At 44.1% G+C, this 20,350-nt stretch carries 18 protein-coding genes; 9 read left to right on the top strand and 9 right to left on the bottom strand.

The window, feature by feature from the left end; translation table 11 throughout:
- Positions 1-33 precede the first annotated feature (33 nt).
- A complete protein-coding gene (locus R7E00_RS13245; protein ID WP_005378077.1) occupies positions 34-480 on the bottom strand; it encodes an META domain-containing protein in 447 nt (148 codons plus the stop codon).
- Positions 481-664: 184 nt separating this feature from the next.
- On the opposite strand from R7E00_RS13245, the gene R7E00_RS13240 reads away from it, so the two are divergent.
- Positions 665-913 carry a DUF1289 domain-containing protein gene (locus tag R7E00_RS13240; RefSeq protein ID WP_258482044.1) on the top strand — a complete coding sequence of 83 codons (249 nt, stop codon included), beginning with the start codon at positions 665-667 and terminating at the stop codon, positions 911-913.
- A gap of 134 nt (positions 914-1,047) precedes the next feature.
- Here R7E00_RS13240 and R7E00_RS13235 read toward each other — a convergent pair whose 3' ends face one another.
- A complete protein-coding gene (locus tag R7E00_RS13235; RefSeq protein ID WP_258482045.1) occupies positions 1,048-1,269 on the bottom strand; it encodes a hypothetical protein in 222 nt (73 codons plus the stop codon).
- Positions 1,270-1,684: 415 nt separating this feature from the next.
- On the bottom strand, positions 1,685-3,373 hold the full coding sequence (gene ushA, locus R7E00_RS13230) for a bifunctional UDP-sugar hydrolase/5'-nucleotidase UshA (RefSeq protein WP_258482046.1): 1,689 nt from the start codon (positions 3,371-3,373) through the stop codon (positions 1,685-1,687).
- A 752-nt stretch (positions 3,374-4,125) separates the two neighbouring features.
- Here ushA and R7E00_RS13225 point away from each other — a divergent pair.
- Positions 4,126-4,641, top strand: coding sequence for a GNAT family N-acetyltransferase (locus R7E00_RS13225; RefSeq protein WP_258482047.1), 516 nt, complete (start codon positions 4,126-4,128; stop codon positions 4,639-4,641).
- A gap of 147 nt (positions 4,642-4,788) precedes the next feature.
- Here R7E00_RS13225 and rplY read toward each other — a convergent pair whose 3' ends face one another.
- The 5 genes from rplY to R7E00_RS13200 form a co-directional block, all read right to left on the bottom strand.
- Positions 4,789-5,067 carry a 50S ribosomal protein L25 gene (gene rplY, locus R7E00_RS13220; protein ID WP_005378066.1) on the bottom strand — a complete coding sequence of 93 codons (279 nt, stop codon included), beginning with the start codon at positions 5,065-5,067 and terminating at the stop codon, positions 4,789-4,791.
- A 284-nt stretch (positions 5,068-5,351) separates the two neighbouring features.
- Entirely contained in the window at positions 5,352-6,701 is a 1,350-nt protein-coding gene (locus R7E00_RS13215) for an ATP-binding protein (RefSeq protein WP_005378071.1), read from the bottom strand.
- On the bottom strand, positions 6,691-7,350 hold the full coding sequence (locus R7E00_RS13210) for a response regulator transcription factor (RefSeq protein ID WP_005378073.1): 660 nt from the start codon (positions 7,348-7,350) through the stop codon (positions 6,691-6,693). The genes R7E00_RS13215 and R7E00_RS13210 overlap by 11 nt, the downstream gene beginning before the upstream one ends.
- Before the next feature lie 76 nt (positions 7,351-7,426).
- Entirely contained in the window at positions 7,427-7,792 is a 366-nt protein-coding gene (locus R7E00_RS13205; protein ID WP_372008595.1) for a PepSY domain-containing protein, read from the bottom strand.
- 155 nt (positions 7,793-7,947) lie between these two features.
- Entirely contained in the window at positions 7,948-9,699 is a 1,752-nt protein-coding gene (locus tag R7E00_RS13200) for a DEAD/DEAH box helicase (RefSeq protein ID WP_054729964.1), read from the bottom strand.
- 121 nt (positions 9,700-9,820) lie between these two features.
- Here R7E00_RS13200 and rsuA point away from each other — a divergent pair, with 121 nt between their 5' ends.
- The 3 genes from rsuA (at position 9,821) to R7E00_RS13185 (ending at position 12,824) form a co-directional block, all read left to right on the top strand.
- Positions 9,821-10,522 (top strand): 16S rRNA pseudouridine(516) synthase RsuA, encoded by a 702-nt coding sequence (rsuA, locus tag R7E00_RS13195; protein ID WP_258482048.1) that lies wholly within the window; start codon positions 9,821-9,823, stop codon positions 10,520-10,522.
- A gap of 437 nt (positions 10,523-10,959) precedes the next feature.
- Positions 10,960-12,162 carry a Bcr/CflA family multidrug efflux MFS transporter gene (locus R7E00_RS13190; protein WP_017820848.1) on the top strand — a complete coding sequence of 401 codons (1,203 nt, stop codon included), beginning with the start codon at positions 10,960-10,962 and terminating at the stop codon, positions 12,160-12,162.
- The gene (locus R7E00_RS13185; protein ID WP_017820847.1) at positions 12,162-12,824 is read left to right on the top strand and encodes a DUF2913 family protein; all 663 of its coding nucleotides are present in this window, start codon (positions 12,162-12,164) and stop codon (positions 12,822-12,824) included. The genes R7E00_RS13190 and R7E00_RS13185 overlap by 1 nt, the downstream gene beginning before the upstream one ends.
- 30 nt (positions 12,825-12,854) lie before the next feature.
- Here R7E00_RS13185 and R7E00_RS13180 read toward each other — a convergent pair whose 3' ends face one another.
- Positions 12,855-14,306 carry an SDR family oxidoreductase gene (locus R7E00_RS13180; RefSeq protein ID WP_258482049.1) on the bottom strand — a complete coding sequence of 484 codons (1,452 nt, stop codon included), beginning with the start codon at positions 14,304-14,306 and terminating at the stop codon, positions 12,855-12,857.
- Positions 14,307-14,400: 94 nt separating this feature from the next.
- Here R7E00_RS13180 and R7E00_RS13175 point away from each other — a divergent pair, with 94 nt between their 5' ends.
- The 4 genes from R7E00_RS13175 to R7E00_RS13160 all read left to right on the top strand — a co-directional run bounded on the left by R7E00_RS13175 (position 14,401) and on the right by R7E00_RS13160 (position 20,194).
- Positions 14,401-15,777, top strand: a complete 1,377-nt coding sequence (locus R7E00_RS13175) for an MATE family efflux transporter (RefSeq protein WP_225472786.1) — start codon at positions 14,401-14,403, stop codon at positions 15,775-15,777.
- 187 nt (positions 15,778-15,964) lie between these two features.
- Complete coding sequence (locus tag R7E00_RS13170; protein WP_005378040.1) at positions 15,965-16,636, top strand: ABC transporter ATP-binding protein; 672 nt, start codon at positions 15,965-15,967, stop codon at positions 16,634-16,636.
- On the top strand, positions 16,617-19,070 hold the full coding sequence (locus tag R7E00_RS13165; protein ID WP_033905120.1) for an ABC transporter permease: 2,454 nt from the start codon (positions 16,617-16,619) through the stop codon (positions 19,068-19,070). The genes R7E00_RS13170 and R7E00_RS13165 overlap by 20 nt, the downstream gene beginning before the upstream one ends.
- On the top strand, positions 19,070-20,194 hold the full coding sequence (locus tag R7E00_RS13160; protein ID WP_005378036.1) for a lipocalin-like domain-containing protein: 1,125 nt from the start codon (positions 19,070-19,072) through the stop codon (positions 20,192-20,194). The genes R7E00_RS13165 and R7E00_RS13160 overlap by 1 nt, the downstream gene beginning before the upstream one ends.
- Positions 20,195-20,350 lie beyond the last annotated feature (156 nt).

The raw sequence follows: 20,350 nt of genomic DNA, 5'->3' as shown, positions 1-20,350 counted from the left end.
TTTCAAAATACTATTTGGTTTACTTAGTTGGGATTAGTTTACCCAGTCACGTAGTGTAAACGTCAATTCGTGATCGGCACTTTTCAGAACAAGACCATCTTTAGTTAGCGTGATATCGCTCCAGTTAGATAGTGTTTGTGTCATTGCGTTTTCGATCTTCATTTGATCTTCCATACACATCTTCATGGTCATGCCCATTTTTTCGATGCGTAGTTGGTTGTTTTTCAGCTCGGCTTGACCGAAGAAGTTGTTACAACCTGCGTTGCCGTTTGCGGTTAGATTTTCACCGATTTCTAGGCGAGCAGCTTTTTGGTGTTCGTCTAGAACGATATTTTTGCCATCAACTTGAACAAGTTCCCAGTTGTGGTGCTGCAAATCTTGAGCCGTTATTTCTTTCACATCATCACCGTTGCTAGCACAAGCAGTCATAAGAACAGGGAGAGAGATTGCTGTAACTAACGTTTTTAGGCTAAGCTTCATTTTATAGACTCCGTTTTTATAAACGCGGTAAGTATAAGTAATAAAACACTGTTTTTGTCAGCATAAGGTTATGGTTTCGTATGTTTTTGACATAACGAAGTATATAGCAGGTTTTGTTGCTGACTAATCTTCTCATTATTTAAACTAGGCCAATACGCCCTAATATGGAAAGAGCGGTTTTAGTATGGAGCAACTGGAGTTTTTTACTGTCCCAAGCCCTTGTGTTGGAGTATGTACCTCCGATGAAAAAGGGTATTGCAAGGGGTGTATGAGAAAGAGAGAGGAAAGGTTTAATTGGCTTAACTTAACCCCCGCTCAGCAGTTGCACGTTATTAAGTTGTGTCGTCAAAGGTACGGAAGAAAGATGTTGGCAGGGAAGACGAAGCCAGAACAGCTTCAAGATGAGTCATCGCCTCAACAAGACTTATTCTAGAACTCTTGTTCAGTCTGTGGGTTACGCCTTCGCTTTCGGTTCTGATTAGGCTTTTACATATTCCCGGTCCGGCAAGGTGTCCTTTAAGAACCGGGAATCTCCTATCCATTTTCCCTATAAAGCGGTAATTGGCGTTATTTCATCGACCAACGGTCGTTAACCCAGCCTCCCGCTTGTTCGTCGAAGTGATTTCCTGAAAATCGATGATTGAATTCAACATCTAATTTACTTGTTGGGCGTTCATCCATGAGTTGATGAATGTATCTCGCCATAGGATCCGTACAAGCTTCACGCTCTCTACGGGTAACTACTTCTTTGATCATTTGGAGTCTGTAGCTATTGCTGGCTCGTTTCATTTTTGACCTCCAGAACTCGATGGCAGCAGTTTGAACACATTGACGTCCAGATCGCTGCTCATTAGTGTGCGCGTGGAGGCACATCACCATCGTTTGAAGTCCAAAGACAAATTGTTTGAGAGCAGTGTTTGTAACGCCATTCACATCTTTCTCAGAATCATTGACTGTGCGATTGAAAATGTTTCGCGAAATTTAGCCGATGAACCTGCATATTTAAAAGACCTTATCAAACATAGAAGCCCAACACAGGGGCGTCAATAACACAAATGAACAATTTTTGAACATATTGTGAAGGTGGAGAGTTTTCAGTAATTTATCGAAAATAAAAAACCGAAGCACAAAGCTTCGGTTTTAAGGAAAGCCCTGACGAAATTGCTTGTAAAAGCTCTTAGCGCCAGGGGTAAGGTGTTGAGTATTAGCTACCAGTTGCAGGACAACCTTTTACTGGTTGGCCATTACTGAAGTACTTGACGTTCTCTAAGTTATTGTTGTAGTTATCCGCAGAGATTTGTGGGTTGTTTACGAAGAACTCGCGCAAAACGTATGCATCGGTTAGCTGTGTAGATTGAACATTGATGATTGGATAGTTATCGCCACCAGCAGCACTGAAGCTGATTACAGAGAATGTGTACGTTTCGTTTAGATCGAAGCCTTTATTGTTAATATCGGTAATGGTTACTGAGCCAGCATCACAGTTTACATCTAAAGTGATGTTATCTAGTTGAGCGTAAGCTCCAGACCCTGCAGATTTCGTCGCAACCACGTCTAGGTATTCTTTAACTTCTTTACCTGTCATAGTTGCTTTAGTCACGAAGTTACCAAATGGCTGAACCGTTAGTACGTCACGGTAAGTGATATCACCATCTTGGATTGAATCACGCACGCCGCCAGAGTTCATCACACCAAAGTCAGCATTTACCGTTTTGTAAGTACGGTATGCCTCGCCGAGTAGGTGACCTAGGTTAGTTTGTTGAGAGCGAACTACGTTACGATCACCTTCTAACTTACCCGTCGTATTAGAAATCTTCTCATCTAATAACTCTTGACCTTGTTGTTGGTATGGCAGTAGTAACGCTTTTACTGTTGCATCTTGTTGAATTCGTTCACCGATAACTTCATCGTTTTCGTCTAGAAGGTTTACAGGAATCAGTGCGTAGTTCGCTAAGTGAAGCTTGCCGTCGTAGTATTCGAAGTCTGCACGACCCACATATTTACCCCACTCATGCGCTTGCATAATCCAAGTGCCTTTTTGTTGGTCTGGGGCACAATCATCCCCAGGTTTGAAATCAGCATACTCATTGGTACCTGGTTCCATACATACAGGGTTTTGTGAGTGACCACCGATGATAGCGTTTAGCTGTCCTTCTTCAAGAGAGCGAGCGAGTTTAACGTCACCTGGTGCTTCACTACCGTTTTTACCATCTTCGTAGTGACCCATGTGCGTCGTTGCAAATACTAGGTCTACCTTTTCGTTCTCTTCGATTTCCTTCAGTACCTTTTTGATTTCTACTTGAGGGTCTTCGAAGTGGATGTTTGATACGTTGTCTGGATTGACTAGCTTCGCAGTGTCTTGCGTTGTTAGACCAATAACAGCGATCTTAAGGCCGTTGATAGTAAATACTTTGTAAGGGGCGAAGTAACGCTCGTTTGTATCTTTTTTATAGATATTCGCAGCCAGCATAGGGAAGTCAGCTAGCTCGGCTTGCATATCGAGAATATCTAGTGAGTTATCAAATTCGTGGTTACCGACAGCCATTGCATCGTAACCAAGTAGGTTCATCCCTACGAAGTCTGGAACCGCATCTTGCATGTCTGATTCTGGTACACCGGTATTAATATCACCGCCAGATAGCAGAATGGTTTCACCGCCTTTTGCTTCGACTTCTGCGCGGATAGATTCGATTAAAGTGTGACGCGCAGCCATGCCGTATTCGCCGTCGCTGTTATGCCAAAAGCGACCATGGTTATCGTTAGTGTGGAGAACGGTGAACTTAGTACAAGAATCTGCAGTCTCGCAGGTTACTGGAGAATTGTCGCTGTCTGAGCCGCATCCTGCTAGCGCAGCGCCCACTGCCACTACCAAAAGAGATTTGGAAAACTTCATAAGGGATCCTTTCTTTGTGATTTTGTTATTGTTACGGCGTGAAATATACGGAATTAATGTGAAACTTTAGTGATCTATCTCTTATTTATACTTCTATCGGAGAAATGAATTAATAAGCCTGCAAACTACGTCTATAAATAAACAGAATTGGTATTTAGTATTTATTTTATATAGCTAGCTCTATTTTTTGTGAGGTAGTTAATTGAATGTGTGTTGTTTGTGTGAATCAATGCGCATTTTTGCGAAGTATTACGCTGATTTTGGTGATTATTTTGCCAAGTTTATGTTTTTCCTAATAGGTATGACACAAATCGTTATAAATTTTCGCTCTGATGATGAGGGGTGGCGGTTTGTATGCATAATGAACAGCACAGAGCTTAAACTCATTTGGTCATGGCTTTATTCTGCCAAACTCTATTAAAAATTGTATTTATCTCTTTACTATAATTGCGATCGTTTAGAAACCTTATGCTTTAAGCATCGTTTATTTATCCTCATCCGATACCTTATCGTGCTTATTCCGCATTTGACACTCGAATGTTTAAACAAATAGATTCAACCTAATGAGTCAAAATGAAAAGTAAATAATGGATCGTTCTTCTTCGAATATTATGATGTGAACTATCATTTAATTAATGAAAATGAAATGGATTAATGTAAAGCGTTGCGACTGTAACTGTTATCTTTGAGCTTTGGTTTAAAGGGTAGGGTTAAAAGAATTTGTAAGTGGTGAACGCTAATAAAGGATGCTTATGAGATACACAGTAAGGGACGCACTCAAAAAGGAAGCAGCCCAAATCGCCAAGATACACGTTGATTCTTGGCAGGTGGCGTATAAAGGATTAATGCCAAAGAGCTACATAGAGCAGTTTACGATTGAGCGTCGAGAAAGGATGTGGGCGCGAGTGATGACGGAGCAACTGGCCCAATTGATCGTAGTTGAGAGGCAAGGAGAAATTGTTGGCTTTTTAAGTTACGAGTTACCTAACCACACCAGCGAAGATAAAACGGCATTAGTGACATGTTGCTACGTTACGCCGCTACATTATGGGCAAGGAGCAGGAAGTGCACTGTTAGATGAGTTAGAGACACGTTTGCTCTCTACGTCAGTTATGCAGATCAGTTTGAAAGCACTGGATACTAATCAACAGGGGCTTAACTTTTACAAGAAGTGTGGTTTTGTGCGTACTGGAGAGGAAGAGTCGGAAGTGATTGAGAATATGACGCTGACCGATCTCACTTTAGTGAAGTATATTGCCCGTTCATAAATCAAATGCTATATGCCAAATATAGTAAAACCCCGGAGGTGGTAAGACTCCGGGGTTTTGAAATTTTGTAGATGTCTCGGTTGGTAAATCCGATTATCTTTTATGCAAAAGGTTTGGATTTAATCCGATTAATTCCTTGGTAGGGAATTAGATACGGATGAAGTCCATGTGTTCAACTTTTGGCTTGAACGCGTGACGTTGAACGTCTTGTGGCTTAACTTTAACTTCTTTGCCATCGATAACTAGAACGATGCCTTCGTAGAATTCAGGCTTGTCCATTTGGTTTACGATGTCGTCGTGGTTAAGAACGATAGCTACTGCTGCTTCTTCACCGCCGTATACAACTGCAGGGAATTTGCCAGCGTGACGTAGGCGGCGGCTCGCACCTTTACCTAGTTCAGTACGTACTACTGCTTCGAATTTCATAGTATTTACTCTCAAATTAGTAAAAATCAAATGTTCACAATCAACAATGCGACCTTGTTGTTCGTGGTAAAGCTTGAAACAGGAACTGTTCAAGCGAGCGCGGATACTATCATTCCACTTATAAATGGGCAACCCAAATCGTATCCAAATCAACAAAAAGGTATGATTTAGCGGGGTGGAAGGCTATCCCTTTTAACGCTTTGCTTGGATTTTGTTCACATCGACTTCATTTTCATCGGTTTACTGATCATGGTCCGAAAAACAAAGTTTATGTGTTATATGCTTTATGTTCGGCTGAGATGTAAGACTAAAGATGCTTTTAATCCACCTAAAGCGCTTGTATCCAATGTTAATTGACCTCGGTAACTGTGTGCCATTTCACTGACTATGTTTAGACCAAGACCTGAGCCAGGGGTTGTTTCATCCAATCTAACTCCTCTCTTGATTACTTGACTCAGTTTCTCTTTAGGGATGCCTGGCCCATCATCTTCAATAATGATGTGTATATTTTCCTTATCCTGAGAGGAGTGCACACGAATCATGCTGTTGGCCCACTTATAGCCATTTTCTAGCAAGTTACCTAGCATTTCATCGAGATCGGTCTGCTCTACTGCTACATTCAGCTCTGAATCAAGTTCATTAATTAAGGTAATGCTTCGGCTCGCATACACTTTATCAAACGCCATTGAGATAGCATCCACACGATCTGCTGGGTTCGACTTCACTGATAATATGTTCATCGATCCGGCCATACGGGCACGACCCAAATGGTAATCGATATGGTCTTGTATTTGATTGATTGGAGCTCGGAGACGGGATTGTGCCTCAGGTTCTAACGTCTGAACTTCATTTTTTAGAACAGAAAGTGGCGTTTTAAGTGCATGAGATAGGTTACCTGCATGATTGCGAGCTCTCTCTAGTAATTCTTGGTAATGGAACAGCAGAGCGTTGAGGTCGAAGATTAGAGGAGAAATCTCTTTTGGGTAGGTTTCTTCTAGACTCTTTTTATTACCAGACTTCAGCTCGGCTAATTCTTTTTGTAGCTTTGTAAGCGGACTCAATGACCAAGCAATTTGCAGTAAAATGACGGTAAGTACGCCCGCGAATAATAAACCCAAAATAAGCCAAAGTTGGCCGATTAACGTTTGAAGGGTATTTTTAATGGGCTCTTCGTCAATACCAATAATAATGTGAATAGGACCATCGTAATCAGGAAGATACAGTGCTTTTTCTAGCGTAATTAGTTTTTCGCCTCTTGCTCCATACGCATCTTTATCCAAACCTTTGTATTCGATTTTTTTGTCCCACAACGAACGAGAACGTTCGAGGCTTGCCTCTGTAGAGGCACTCCAATACAAACCACTGTAAGGTCGGTTAAATCGAGGGTCTGATAGCTGAGCTGCGAGTGAAAGATGCCCGGTGTTATCGACTTCTAACTGTGCTGCGACTTCATCCATAAAAATGCTGAGCTGTGAGCGAGTGTCATCAACCATATAGTTGTAGACCTGCGTCGGTATCGTCACACCAGCGGCGAGGATCATTGCCGTTAACCAAACGATCGCCGCTAAAACGAGGCGACTTTTGATACTCAGTCGTTTTATTGCGTTCAACGGTAGCCTGTTTCTATTCGGCATTTAATTGGTATCCCAACCCTCGGACAGTTTTGATGATCTTTGGTGCGATTTTTTTGCGAATTCGGCCGATAAAAACTTCGATTGTGTTGGAGTCACGATCAAAGTCTTGTTTGTAAATGTGCTCGACGAGTTCGGTTCGAGAAATCACTTTTTCCGGGTTATGCATAAAGTAAGCGACCACTTTATACTCTAGCGCAGTCAAGCTTACCGCTTGCCCTTGCCACATGACTTTAGAAGTGCGTGTATCCAAGCTCAAGTCGCCAATTTGCATTACAGGAGAGGCATTACCAGAGGCTCTTCGCAGCTGTGCACGAATACGAGCGATAAGCTCAACCATTTCAAATGGTTTAGTTAGGTAATCGTCTGCACCTGCGTTTAAGCCTTCAACTCGCTGCGTTAGGGTGTCGCGAGCGCTTAGAATCACGACAGGAGTATTAATGTTTTCATCTCGGATGCCTTTTAGGACGGTAAGACCATCCAGTTTTGGCAAGCCGAGGTCAAGAACAATGGCGTCCCATTCTTCCGAAGTCGCGCGATACAGAGCGTCTATGCCATCTTGGGACAGTTCTGGTACCCAGCCGGTACTTTCTAATGTTTCGATGATTTGCTCGCCTAAACGAGGATCATCTTCAACAACAAGTATTTTCATATTGATGATTCTTATTATGTTTGGATTTTTATCGAAGTAAGCTTCGCATCGCGTCTGGATTACGTATTAGACAAGTTTAGTTGTTTTGCGGCTTTAACGCTTTGTTAAAGCTGCGACCTTTGATCTCAAGCATTTCCAGCGTGGCGGCGTCGTACTCAACTTTTAGGACGCTATTGTTGTACAGAATTTTCAATTCATACACCCAAGCATCATCATCTTCTTCAAGCTCGACCTTGATGATGCGGCCGTATAGGTCGTTTTCTACTGCGGCGTAAAGTTCCGAAAATGGTCGTATATATCCTTGTTGAACCGCGCGATAGACCTCATCTTGATCTTCATCGAATTCGATACGTGTTCCTGGCTTTTCGACATCTTGCACGATGGCGTGGCCATTTTGTGATGTGTACTCGTTGCCATGCTTGGCAAAACTTGGTGCACACATGAATGTCGTGATAAGGCCGAAAAGTAACGCAGAATGTAGAGAAGTCGTTGCTTTATACATAGTCAAACCTTTTCTGGAGCGTTAGCCGCAGTATATCGGAGATAGATGAACAGAGAGTGAATCAGCTAATTAAGTTTTGCCATGTGTTGTCGATGTTATTTCAACTCATCTTCAAAAATTTTATCTCGCAGCTTCCAAAAGCGACCAGATTTTCTAGCAATAACAAACTGAGGCAAACGGAAACGATGTTGATTAGCGACAACGCGTGTCGGTGAAGCCTCTTCAAAAGGGCGATGCTTGTCTGCTAAGTGGGGGCGTACGAACTGATCTTTAAACGTTTGTTTTTGTTTTTTGGTACTCAATGTCCAAAACTCATGAACTAACGCATTGCCTTCGCCTTGGTATGGTTCACCAGAATACGTCACCTTTAGCTGAGATTTACCATCACTGGACTTAAATACAGATAGGTCCATTTCTGTGCATTCAAAGATTAATGCATCTTTGAGATTAAGGGCTTCTTTTAGCTTTTTATCTGGGTCTACGAGCGTCGCATCACACTCATGACAAATTCGTGCAGCGATATCGTTGTCCGCACCACATTCACCGCAGTATTTGGCACGAAAACGGTAGCCACAGTGTTCACGTTCGCCTGTGTCTTCATCTTCAAAGTAACCTTGGCAACGTCTGCCAAAATGTTCAACCAAGAAACCGTTACTATCCAACTTACCCCAGAAGTTGTTATTGAATCCGCAAGCCGGGCAAGGAATTGTGATAATTTCACTGTCAGAGTCTGGTTTGGGATCACCGACTTCAGGTTGGTATAAATCGTAGCTGTTGCCTGCGTAATCAAGCACTAAACATTCTGATTTTCCGTCTGATAAGCGTAATCCTCGTCCTACTATCTGTTGGTACAGACTGACTGACTCTGTTGGTCGCAAAATCGCGATTAAATCGACATGCGGCGCATCAAACCCGGTTGTCAGTACCGAAACATTGACTAAGTATTTTATTTGACGATTCTTGAACGCTTGGATGATCGCATCGCGCTCCGGCGTAGGTGTATCACCAATGACGATTTCAGTTTCGCCTTCTGGCAATAAACTGTGTATCTCCTGTGCGTGTCGAACAGTTGCAGCGAAGATCATGACACCTTGACGCTCTTTCGCATATTGCATGATTTGCTCAACAATTTGTGGAGTCGCACGTTTGGCTTTATCGATCACCATGTCCATTTCTGCTTCTTTGTAGCGTCCGGTGTTAGCGGGCTTCAGCTGAGAGAAGTCGTAAGACAAAACGGGCGCATCCATCATGCGGGCTGGAGTGAGGAAGTTTTCGTCGAGCAAGTAACGGATCGGCAGTTCGAAAATACAATCGCGGAAGAATCGAGGCTCTTCGGTTCGCACTTGACCTCGGGTGTGATACTGATAAATCCAGCCCATTCCTAAACGATAGGGCGTTGCAGTTAGTCCCAGCACCTTAATGCCAGGGTTCAGTTCTCGTAAGTGAGTAATAACTTTTTGGTAGCTGCTGTTTTTGTCATCTGGCACACGATGGCACTCATCAATAACGAGCAGAGAAAACTGGTTTTTGAACGAATCTAAGTTACGTACGACCGATTGAACCGAAGCAAACACGACTTGCTGGTCAGTTTCTTTTCGTCCCAATCCTGCTGAGAAGATGGAACCTTTTAAACCATAACCTTCATACTTTGCGTGGTTTTGCTCGACCAGTTCTTTTACGTGGGCGAGGACTAACACTCGTCCTTTCGCAAGGCGAGCAAGTTCTGCGATCACCAAGCTTTTCCCGGCACCGGTTGGCAGCACGATCACTGCTGGTGTCGAGTGTTTACGAAAGTAATGAATAACGGCTTTAACCGAGTCGGCTTGATAAGGACGAAGTGTGTACATGAAAATATGTGAAATTGCTCAACTATTCGAACGAGGAACGCTATAATACCTGACTTTTATACCCAAGTGACCTTTAAACCAAGATTTAGAGATCACTTGGGTATAATTCAATGAGGTATTCATGCGTTTAGATAAATATTTGTGTGACGCTCTGGGTGCAACACGCAAACAGGCAACAAAGATCATCAAAAGTGGAGACATCACCGTAGACGGTGAGGTTCAAAAAAGTGGTGCACTTAAAGTACCTGAAGGTGCGGAAGTGATGTGGGAAGACCGTGTTATTGGTGCTCCTGGTCCTCGTTACGTTATGTTGTATAAGCCTGCTGACTTTGTTTGTTCACATGAAGATGGCTACAACCAAACTGCATTCGCATTGCTTGATGAGCCTAAAATTGAAAACCTTCACTTTGCGGGCCGATTAGATGTCGACACAACTGGTTTAGTGTTGATTACGGATGATGGTAAGTGGTCTCACCGTATTACCTCACCTAAGCATAAGTGTGAGAAAACGTACCGTGTTTGGCTCGTCGATGCTATTCAGCCTGATTATGCGGAAAAGCTCGAACAAGGCATCATTTTGCGCAATGAATCAGAAGCAACATTGCCTGCTCGTTTGGAAATCGTGAACGAGGCCGAGAATGAAGTATTGTTAACTATCGTGGAAGGTAAGTATCACCAAGTGAAACGTATGTTCGCGGCGTTAGGAAATAAAGTTGAGTACTTACATCGTGAGCGTATTGGTTCTATCGAACTTGATGAGGCACTAGAACCAGGTGATTATCGCTACCTCACGCAAGAAGAAATTGATTCTATTTGGAATTAATTGTCGGCATGGGAAATTCTTTAGTTCCTAATAGGAACTAGTCTTTTGGTAGAAATTGGCTCAAAATAAATTTTCCTACCAAAATTAGTGCCTAGACAATTCCGGTGTGCTTACTCATCTCAGTGATATGCCTTTGCATTTAGCTGATGCATGCATACTCTTATTGCAAAGCCTTCGGCTACGGTGAATGGAATGATGGTGTCAACGCCATCATTTTTACTGCATTGTGTTTGTTTCCCATAAACACATTTCGCTTTCACATGCTTTTCTATGTCGAGTTCGTCAAGGTCACACCTTGGTACATATTTGTCCTTATGATTCTCGAACGTTGGATAGAACAGGTTTTTGGCTTCTACATTCAGCGATATGAGAACTGTCCGTTATTTTCACTTTGTTCTGCAAGTATTGACGGTAGGGCTCCAACAAGAGGTAAAAGAATGACAGAAAAAGCTCAAAGTGCTCCGCAATCCCAAATCAGTTTTCTATTGTTTCTGGTACTAGGAGCGATTGGTGCTTTGACGCCTTTGGCGATCGATATGTATTTGCCTGCGATGCCGACAATAGCGAAAGATTTGGGGGTCGCGCCTGGCGCGGTTCAGATTACGTTGACGGCTTATACCGCGGGTTTTGCGATCGGCCAGTTAATTCACGGGCCGCTTGCCGATAGCTTTGGTCGCAGACCTGTGTTGATTTTAGGCGTACTTTTCTTCGGCTTGGCTGCTGTTGTGAGTGCGACAACAAATGGCATTGATGCGCTGACCTATGTACGTACGGCACAAGGTTTTGCTGGCGCGGCAGCGGCGGTCATTATCCAAGCCGTCGTGCGTGACATGTTTGACCGTGAAGACTTTGCACGCGCAATGTCCTTCGTTACTCTGGTCATTACTATTGCGCCGTTGGTGGCACCGATGATCGGTGGCCATCTCGCGATTTGGTTTGGTTGGCGTTCCATTTTTTGGGTACTAGCTATTTTCGCTGTAGTTGTGATTTTTCTCGTACTTTGGAAAATCCCTGAAACGTTACAGCCTGAAAATCGTCAGCCTCTTCGTTTCCGCACGACGCTGAGAAACTACGCCAGATTATGCTCCAATCCTGAAGCGATCGGTTTGATGCTCTCAGGTGCGTTTTCATTTTCCGGAATGTTTGCATTTTTGACGGCGGGTTCTTTTGTTTATATTGATTTATATGGTGTTCGACCAGACCACTTTGGTTACCTATTTGGTTTGAACATTGTGGCGATGATCATCATGACCAGTATTAATGGTCGCTTGGTGAAGAAAGTTGGTTCCCATGCCATGCTTCGTTTTGGGTTATTCGTGCAACTTTTGGCGGGGATTGGTTTATTCGTAAGTTGGTTAATGGACTTCGGATTATGGGGCATTGTACCTTTTGTTGTGCTGTTTATCGGTACATTGTCGACGATAGGTAGTAACGCGATGGCGCTGCTTTTAAGTGGTTACCCATCAATGGCGGGTACGGCGTCGTCTCTAGCGGGGACATTAAGATTCGGTATCGGTTCATTGGTTGGTGCGCTGGTGGCATCACTGCCCGGGAATGTTGCATGGCCGATGATCATCGTAATGTTTGCTTGTTCTGTGCTTTCAGCACTGTTTTATTGGACTTTAGGAAGAAAGGCGTAATGTCGAATTACACCAAAGAAATTCAAAACTTGGTTAACTCAGCACTTGAAGAGTTAGATCAAGAGCATCGCTCAGGTAAGTTAGCCAATGCCCCTGTTGCGAATAACCATTATTTAGTGCGTTGGGTAACAAAGGCGCTAAAATCACAACGTTTCGGACGTACGGTAGGCGATGACTTAACGCGTTGGCAAAAAGCAGGTCGCTCAAAGGGGAACGATGCTGGTTTGTTGTTTATCTTTAAACGTATTTCTTCTTTTTATGCGCAATTCTTCCCTGAAGGTGAAGACTCCAAAGTGTTCAAAGATTCAGATATTGAGTCTTTTCTTGATTTGATGGAGCAAGCAGGCTGGGAAGTCTCAACATCTGAGCAACTGATTGGGTGCGGCAAAGTACAAATCTTCACTGAAGGTCAAAACTCTTTAGCGTTATGTGCAGACCAATGCGAAAGCTGTTTTGATGGCGAGTTGCTCGTAAAGCCAATGAGTTGGTTTGTGCGTGGCAATCATGCTGAGTTTGTTGAGAAAGCAGCGCAAGCGGGCTTTATGGTTCATAAGGTAACAGACTACAAATCGATGGTGAAATACCATGGCGAGTACCTTATTTTTCCAGCAAACGAAGGCAACCAGTTAGCCGAAATTCCACTCTCGTTCAAAGCTGACTAAAGTGACATTTTGAGTGTTTAGAAGCCCCTGTTATTGGGGCTTTTTGTTTTCTAAACGGTTTGCTTCTTTCGCGATGGCTTTGACCATGCCTTTAAATATGAAGAGATGGGCTGGCATCATTGCAAACCAATAAAGCAGCCCAAGAAACCCTTGCGGGTGCCACCAGGCGGTAATATCCAGCTCTCGTTCGTCACCGAGATCTTTGATGGTAATTTCTAAACGCCCAAGGCCTGGGCCTTTCATACCAAAAAACAGTGAAAGAAACTGATTATTATCGCAGCGAATCACTTTCCAAGAGTCAATAAAATCACCGACTTTAAGCTCTGGTCCAGGAGGAGAAACGCGAATCGGTTTTCCGCCACCAAAAAAGATATCGAGCCATTCACGTGTACGCCACAAGATGTTGGCAAAGTAATAGCCTTTTTCGCGACTCCCGATCTTTTGCGCCACTTTCCATAATGCCGCAGCGGAGGCATGAGTTTTAATGCTCGCTCCAGCTTGTTTTGGGTAATAACCATATCCTGGTTGCCATCGACGAAGCGCTGCGGGTTCAAACCCCCAGACATTACTGCGTACAAATGTGCCTTCATCTTGAATGGTATCAGTTACCGCTTGCTCGTAGCTGATCAGCGTTTGAGGAAATCGTTCTTCAATCGCTTTGGAGTTTGCAATGTAGTCGTGCTCTAAGCCCGCAAGTAATGCTTTACCGATACTAGTTGGCACTGAGGTAACTAAACCTAGCCAGTACGATGCCATTTTCGGAGTAAGTAGCGGGGTCGACCACAGCCGATACGGCTTGTTCGTGATTCGGCAAATGACTTTGAACTGTTCGCGGTAGCTAAGTGTATCTGGCCCACCAACTTCATAAATGTGACTTTCTTCTGGAGAGGGGGCTTCTGCTAACTTCAATAAATAGTGGTTGAGATTGGGCAAGGCAATAGGGTTCGCTTTTGAGTCGACCCATTTAGGCGCGATCAAAATAGGTAAGTTGTAGACAAAGTCACGCATGATTTCGAAAGCGGCAGAGCCGGGGCCGATGATAACGCCAGCACGCAATTCAGTTACTGGAACACCAGACTGTCGAATTATTTTTCCCGTGGCTTTACGAGCGGCTAAATGGCGAGAGTTTCCGGTTTGAGGTTGAATGGCGCTCAAATAGATAACATGCTCGACGGAGCTTTGTTCCAACGCAAATTTGAAGTTCAAAGCAAGGTTTAGTTCGTACTCAACAAAGTCATCACCTTGAGCCATCCCGTGCACGAGAAAAAATACTAAATCAAAATCGTTCACTACAGCCTTCGTGGTCTCTGCGTCAGCCAAGTCGAGATACCTTAACGTTAAATTAGGGTGAGGCTGAGTTCTTGACTCTAAATAATCAATATGTCGCGCCGCTGCTGTGACGGCGTAACCTTTATCTAAAAGTAACGGAAGAAGTTGAGAGCCAATGTAACCCGAGGCGCCTAGCACCAACACCTTTTTCATTATCTGTCCTTTTATCGTTGGTGGAATAAACACCACAGAGTATAATCATGAGACACTTTCCCCATTCTATCAATAAGTTGTCGTTGGAGCGCTTGTGACTTTTCTTTCTCAACTCTCAATACACGCAGATAAAGCATTCTTACGTCGTTTATTTGCAATCGCGTTACCAATTACACTGCAAAGCATGATGTTTTCAAGCCGAAGCCTCGTCGATGTTCTTATGCTTGGTCAACTTGGTGAAGCTGAAATTGCCGCTGTTGGAGTTGCTGCACGCGCGACTTTCGTCACCACCATCATGTTAGTTGGGGTGACAACGGGCGGTGCGTTGTTAACCGCTCAATATTGGGGGGCTGGCGATAAAGTTGGGGTGCGTCGCAGTACCGCTTTAACATGGATGATCGCAATGATGTTTGCTGCGATTGCTGTTGCTTTGTTTGTTGTTTTTCCACAGCCCATCATGAGTTTGACTACCGATTCACAAGAAGTGATTGAGCTAGGGGCCAGCTATCTCATTATTTCGTCGGTTAGCATGTTTGCTGTTGCATGTGTGGCCAGTATGTCGGTGGGCCTAAGGGCGATGCACCAACCAGGCCTAAGCACTTTTTTTAGTGGTATAGGCATTTTATCTAATGTGTTTCTTAACTGGGTTTTAATTTTTGGTCAATTAGGCTTTCCTGCTCTGGGTATTACGGGAGCAGCGATCGCAACGGTAATCAGTGGCGCGATCGAAGTAGGTTGCCTGTTTGGTTATCTATGGTTGAAAAAGCACATAATCGCATTTGGTTGGGATGATATACGCGCAGGATTGGTCTTAGATAAAATTACGCGTTTCTTGAGCCTCTCTTTGCCCACCACATTTAACTTCTTGGCGTGGGCTGGTGGGCTGTTTGCTTATCACGCCATCATGGGGCAAGCAGGTGTACAAGGTTTGGCGGCACTTTCCGTAATGACACCTGTTGAGTCGATCGCATTGGCGATGATGATTGGTTTATCGAATGCGGCTGCAGTTCTAGTCGGGAACCAGCTCGGCGCTCGTAATTTTGAACCCGTTTATTATCAAGCATGGGCTACGGTCATTTTGAATGTGCTTATCGCATTTGTGGTCGCCGTCTTGTTGATAGTGTCAAATCAATGGATCCTTAATGCGTTTAGTGCACTGACAACGGACACTCGCGAGCTAGCTGAACAGTTTATGGTGATTCTAGCGTTGGGTGTCGTGCTACGCTCGGTGCCGATGATGGCGATTGTTGGTGTATTACGTGCGGGCGGTGATGTTAAGTTTTGTTTGTATCAAGACATCTTGGCGCAGTGGGTGATCGGGATTCCACTCGCAGCATTTGCAGCGATTTATCTCAATTGGGACCCACAATGGGTTTACTTACTCTTTTTGACAGAAGAAGTTGTGAAGTGGGTGATTTGCTTGCCAAGAATGGTTAGCCGAAAATGGATGAAAAACCTGATTGGCCAGTAAGGAGGAACAGAGTTTATTTTGGCTGCAAAAATCTGCTCAAAACGTCAACAAAATTAGCAACAGAAAGTGAATCGAGTTGCATTTGTACTTCCATAGTGTGATCAAGCATTCAAAATACTTTCTACTAACAGGATTTTAGTGTAGATTCTGATCCCAATTTTTAAACACCATCCGAGCGGCATAATCAATGTTAAAACTGTCAGACCTATGTAAAGGCTATGTAGACGGGGGAGAGTTTCACCCTGTATTACAAGGGGCAGAATTAACATTGCAGCAAGGCGACCAAGTTGCTCTGATGGGAGAAAGTGGTTCGGGTAAAAGTACTCTGCTGAATTTAATCGCCGGATTAGATACTGCCGACTCTGGTGAAGTGCAGTTTCCAAATTTTGCTATGCATGAAGCACCGGAGCATTTAAGAACCCTTTATCGCCGTAACAATATTGGGAATATCTTCCAACAATTCAACCTGCTTCCTACACTTAATATTGCCGACAATATTCGTTTTTGTCGTCAGTTAAAAGGTCTGCCGGAAGATAAAGAGTTGTGGCGTCAAATTCTTTCTGCTTTGGACTTAATGCCATTGCTAGGACGTTATCCGGAAGAGGCGTCTGGTGGTCAGCAACAACGTGCGGCGATTGCTCGTGCACTCTATATGGAACCCAAAATCCTGCTTGCTGATGAGCCAACTGGAAGTCTAGATGAGCGAAACGCAGAAGCAGTAATGCGCTTATTAACGAGTCTCGCTCGCCAACTGGAGTGTACTTTGCTGTTAGTGACGCACAGTGAAAAAGTGGCCGCCCATATGGAAGGAAAGATTCGACTTCAAGGAGGGCAGCTACATGTTATGGCCCGTAGTTAAGGCACTACTCGGTCATTACCGTCGTTACCCTCTACAAATTATTCTTGTCTGGCTGGGATTAACTTTAGGCGTGTCCCTCCTTGTTGGTGTTACTTCTATCAACCAGCATGCAAAACAAAGTTATGCTACTGGGGAAAAGCTTTTCTCCAATCCTTTGCCATACCGAATCCGAACGAAGCACTCTGCCAATAAAATTCCTCAAGGTTTCTATATTCAGTTACGTCGAGCTGGGTTCAACCAATGTGCACCGTTTGACGTGCTGCATCTAGATGCCAAGACCGATATGAGCCTGATGTTGGTGGGGATAGATCCTGTCGCGATGATCCCACTACAACAAGGAAAATCGCTAGGTGAGATGCCTGTTTTATCACTAATGAAGCCTCCTTATCCTATTCTCGTTAGTCAAGATTTGGCCGCTTACATGAGTTGGCAGGATGGGGACTTCATTGAGATGAATGACGGAAGCCGTCTTGGGCCTATTCAAGTAGATAAGGACAAGATGCTTTCGGGTACTCGGCTGGTTACTGATATATCGTTGTTGCGTATGCTCAAGCGGAGCTCAGGTTTGTCTGCGATTTCTTGTGGCGAAATGCCAGAGGAAAAGCTGATAGCACTGAAAAACATGTTGCCAAACGGAATGACGCTCGTTAGGAATACGCGTACTGAGCTTGAGTCGCTAACTAACGCATTCCATATGAATCTCACCGCGATGGGAATGCTGTCGTTTTTGGTCGGGTTGTTTATTTTTTATCAAGCGATGTCTCTGTCTTTCATCCAGCGACAACGTTTGGTAGGTATTTTGAGACAGACTGGTGTTAACGGAACACAGTTAGCGCAAGCCTTATTGCTAGAGTTGTCTTTGCTCGTCTTTATTGCGTGGGCGTGTGGTAACTTTTTTGGCTTGATCTTAGCGAATGAACTTATCCCAGCAGTGTCTTCGAGCCTGAGTGATTTGTATGATGCCAACGTAGGTTTAACCATAGGATGGTCATGGCAATCTAGCTTATATAGCCTAATCATGGCAGCGATGGGTGCGTTGATATCGTGTCTGTGGCCATTAATCCGTTTGCTGAAGTCACAACCAATCCGCCTTTCTTCTCGACTGTCGCTAATGCGATTTGCTGGAAGAGAGTTCTCTTGGCAGGCGCTTGCGGCATGTGCGTTTTGTGTCGCTGCAATAGCGGTATATCAGGCGCCGAAAACACAAGAAACCGGCTTTGCAATTATTGCGCTGATGTTGGTTAGTGTGGCGTTGTTTATGCCATTTATTATGTGGCATATGTTCCAAAGTTTTTCTTATACCATGCGATGGGTTCGTGTCCGTTGGTTTTTTGCTGATGCAGCAGCCAGCATGAGCTATCGCGGTGTGGCTACGATGGCGTTTATGTTAGCGCTGGCGGCAAACATTGGTGTAGAAACAATGGTCGGAAGCTTTCGAGATACAACCGATAAGTGGCTAAATCAGCGATTAGCGGCTGATGTGTACATCTATCCGACCAACAATTCAGCCGCTAGGATGAGCGCATGGCTCCAGAATCAGCCAGAGGTGAACTCGGTTTGGTGGCGCTGGGAAAAAGATATGCCGACCGAGCACGGTGCTCTACAAGTTGTAAGTACGGGCTCTTCTGAAGGTGAGTTAGACTCACTTACCGTCAAGTTAGGTGTCCCAAATTACTGGTATCAACTGCACGCTACCAAGAGCTTAATGGTCAGTGAGTCGATGGCCTTGAAGCTGGATATCCGCCCTGGCGATTTCATTAACTTGCAAGAACCGCTTGGTGGTGATTGGCAAGTCGTAGGCGTTTACTACGATTATGGAAACCCATATAACCAGGTGATGATGTCGCACCGGAATTGGCTGTATGCATTTGCAGGTACGGGTAATGTTGGTCTTGGCGTAGTATTAAAAGATAACGTCAATGGAGAAGGGCTGAAAAATCGCTTAGAGAATGTATTCCGTCTCCCGCAAGATCGTGTGTTTGATAACGGTAATATTTATAGCCAAGCAATGAGAGTGTTTGATCATACCTTTGCGATAGCAGGAACCTTGGGCAATATCACGCTGATTATTGCCGTGTTTGGTTTATTCTTTGCGACGTTGGCAGGAGAACTTTCACGGCAGCGGCATTTTTCCTTATTAAGGTGCATGGGTGTGTCCGGAAAAGAACTTGTCGTATTAGGTGGTTTGCAGCTATTCGTCTTCGGAGCCATTTCTGCGATTATTGCAGTGCCGCTCGGCTTGGCGCTCGCACATTTGATCGTTGATATTATCATTAAGCAATCATTTGGCTGGTCTCTAGAGCTTCAAACGATTCCATGGGAGTATGTTCAAACCATTGCTTGGGCGATGCTTGCCATCATGGTTGCTGGCGCATTGCCAGTTATTAGAATGATCAAAAGTACACCGATGAAGTCATTAAGGGACGCGTTGTAATGAAAAAAATGGGCTCTAAAAAACGCTTGTTGGTTTCAACGCTCATTGTTGTTACGTTCGCTTTTCTGACTGGGGCTGCTTTTTACTCAACTTTTTGGTTAGAGGCGACAACAACACGAGAAAGCGAACTTGATTCTATCTTAACGCGTGAAAATCAAACGATTTTCGAGCCTGTACTACCTAATGAGCATGTCTCTTTACCCTCAGACTTTCGCTTTCATCCCGAGTATCAGCATGAATGGTGGCACTACTTTGCGAAACTAAAAGATGAGCAAGGCAAGATCTACAATGTTCAATGGAGCTATTTCAGGGTTGCGACGGACGAGCGAGAAACCAGCGGTTGGCAGAACCCTCAATTGTACATTTCACATGTTGTCGTCAGTCATGGCTCGCATGTATGGAAAGAGCAACGGGTAGCTAGAGGTGGGATAGGCCAAGCTGGTATGATCAATCGTCCTTTCAGGTTATGGATTGATAATTGGACTTGGCGATCACTCGGTGCGACGCCTTTCCCGGGCAACTTGAATGTGAATACTGATACGTTTGGACTTGAGCTCAATACCATGACAAACGGCCCCTTTGTGGTGAATGGAGACAAAGGCTTCCAAGTTAAACATGCGTTGCAATCTGTTGCTTCTTTCAGCTTCAGTGCTCCATTTTTAAAAGTAAAAGGCAGCTTAAGCTTAAATGGTAAGCGATTCTCAGTGACGGGTTCTGCTTGGGCGCAAAAAGAGTGGGGCAGCGGCTTAATTGGTGAGGGGCAACAAGGCTGGGATTGGTTTGTTTTCAATTTAGATGATGGTCGAGCATTAACTGTTAGCCGTTATCGTCACCATGGGCAAACACCGCACGTGTTTGGCACGTTGTCGACACGCTCAGGTAAAGTCATCAACCTCTCAGACGATGATATCAGTATTAAACCAATGCAAGTGACCAGTTTATCCAATGGAAGAAGGTTACCTTTGCAGTGGATTATCAATATTCCGAAGCATCAAATTAATTTGACTACCCGCATTATCAAGTCAGATATGTGGCTACCCTTTGTAATACCTTACTGGGAAGGGCCTACTTTAGCCTCCGGCTCCAATGAGGCTTGGGGCTTTATGCAGCTGACAGGCTATTGAGTTGTGAAGAAAACCACCCCCTACGGGTGGTTTTTTAGTGCGCGAAGCTTCCTAGCTTTTTCTCAAAAGTACGGGGTTATCATGATGGTACAAGCCGTGTTATGCTGATTTTCTCATCATCTTGATAAATATTTGGTGCGACAAAAACAAATACGA

It is taken from the genome of Vibrio sp. Vb1755, assembly GCF_033338635.1.
Taxonomy (GTDB): Bacteria; Pseudomonadota; Gammaproteobacteria; order Enterobacterales; family Vibrionaceae; genus Vibrio; species Vibrio alginolyticus.
Note: the sequence above shows the minus strand (reverse complement) of the source record. Positions and strands in the feature narration are given on the sequence as shown.

Excerpts from the sequence above, each read along its gene's own strand:
- R7E00_RS13160 (WP_005378036.1), top strand. The coding sequence starts at position 19,070 with ATGAAAAAAATGGGCTCTAAAAAACGCTTGTTGGTTTCAACGCTCATT.
- R7E00_RS13205 (WP_372008595.1), bottom strand. The coding sequence starts at position 7,792 with ATGTGTGCACCAAGTTTTGCCAAGCATGGCAACGAGTACACATCACAA.
- R7E00_RS13215 (WP_005378071.1), bottom strand. The coding sequence starts at position 6,701 with ATGCCGAATAGAAACAGGCTACCGTTGAACGCAATAAAACGACTGAGT.
- ushA (WP_258482046.1), bottom strand. The coding sequence starts at position 3,373 with ATGAAGTTTTCCAAATCTCTTTTGGTAGTGGCAGTGGGCGCTGCGCTA.
- R7E00_RS13210 (WP_005378073.1), bottom strand. The coding sequence starts at position 7,350 with ATGAAAATACTTGTTGTTGAAGATGATCCTCGTTTAGGCGAGCAAATC.
- R7E00_RS13200 (WP_054729964.1), bottom strand. The coding sequence starts at position 9,699 with ATGTACACACTTCGTCCTTATCAAGCCGACTCGGTTAAAGCCGTTATT.
- R7E00_RS13185 (WP_017820847.1), top strand. The coding sequence starts at position 12,162 with ATGTCGAATTACACCAAAGAAATTCAAAACTTGGTTAACTCAGCACTT.
- R7E00_RS13170 (WP_005378040.1), top strand. The coding sequence starts at position 15,965 with ATGTTAAAACTGTCAGACCTATGTAAAGGCTATGTAGACGGGGGAGAG.
- R7E00_RS13180 (WP_258482049.1), bottom strand. The coding sequence starts at position 14,306 with ATGAAAAAGGTGTTGGTGCTAGGCGCCTCGGGTTACATTGGCTCTCAA.
- R7E00_RS13190 (WP_017820848.1), top strand. The coding sequence starts at position 10,960 with ATGACAGAAAAAGCTCAAAGTGCTCCGCAATCCCAAATCAGTTTTCTA.
- R7E00_RS13225 (WP_258482047.1), top strand. The coding sequence starts at position 4,126 with ATGAGATACACAGTAAGGGACGCACTCAAAAAGGAAGCAGCCCAAATC.
- R7E00_RS13235 (WP_258482045.1), bottom strand. The coding sequence starts at position 1,269 with ATGAAACGAGCCAGCAATAGCTACAGACTCCAAATGATCAAAGAAGTA.
- rplY (WP_005378066.1), bottom strand. The coding sequence starts at position 5,067 with ATGAAATTCGAAGCAGTAGTACGTACTGAACTAGGTAAAGGTGCGAGC.
- R7E00_RS13165 (WP_033905120.1), top strand. The coding sequence starts at position 16,617 with ATGTTATGGCCCGTAGTTAAGGCACTACTCGGTCATTACCGTCGTTAC.
- rsuA (WP_258482048.1), top strand. The coding sequence starts at position 9,821 with ATGCGTTTAGATAAATATTTGTGTGACGCTCTGGGTGCAACACGCAAA.
- R7E00_RS13245 (WP_005378077.1), bottom strand. The coding sequence starts at position 480 with ATGAAGCTTAGCCTAAAAACGTTAGTTACAGCAATCTCTCTCCCTGTT.
- R7E00_RS13240 (WP_258482044.1), top strand. The coding sequence starts at position 665 with ATGGAGCAACTGGAGTTTTTTACTGTCCCAAGCCCTTGTGTTGGAGTA.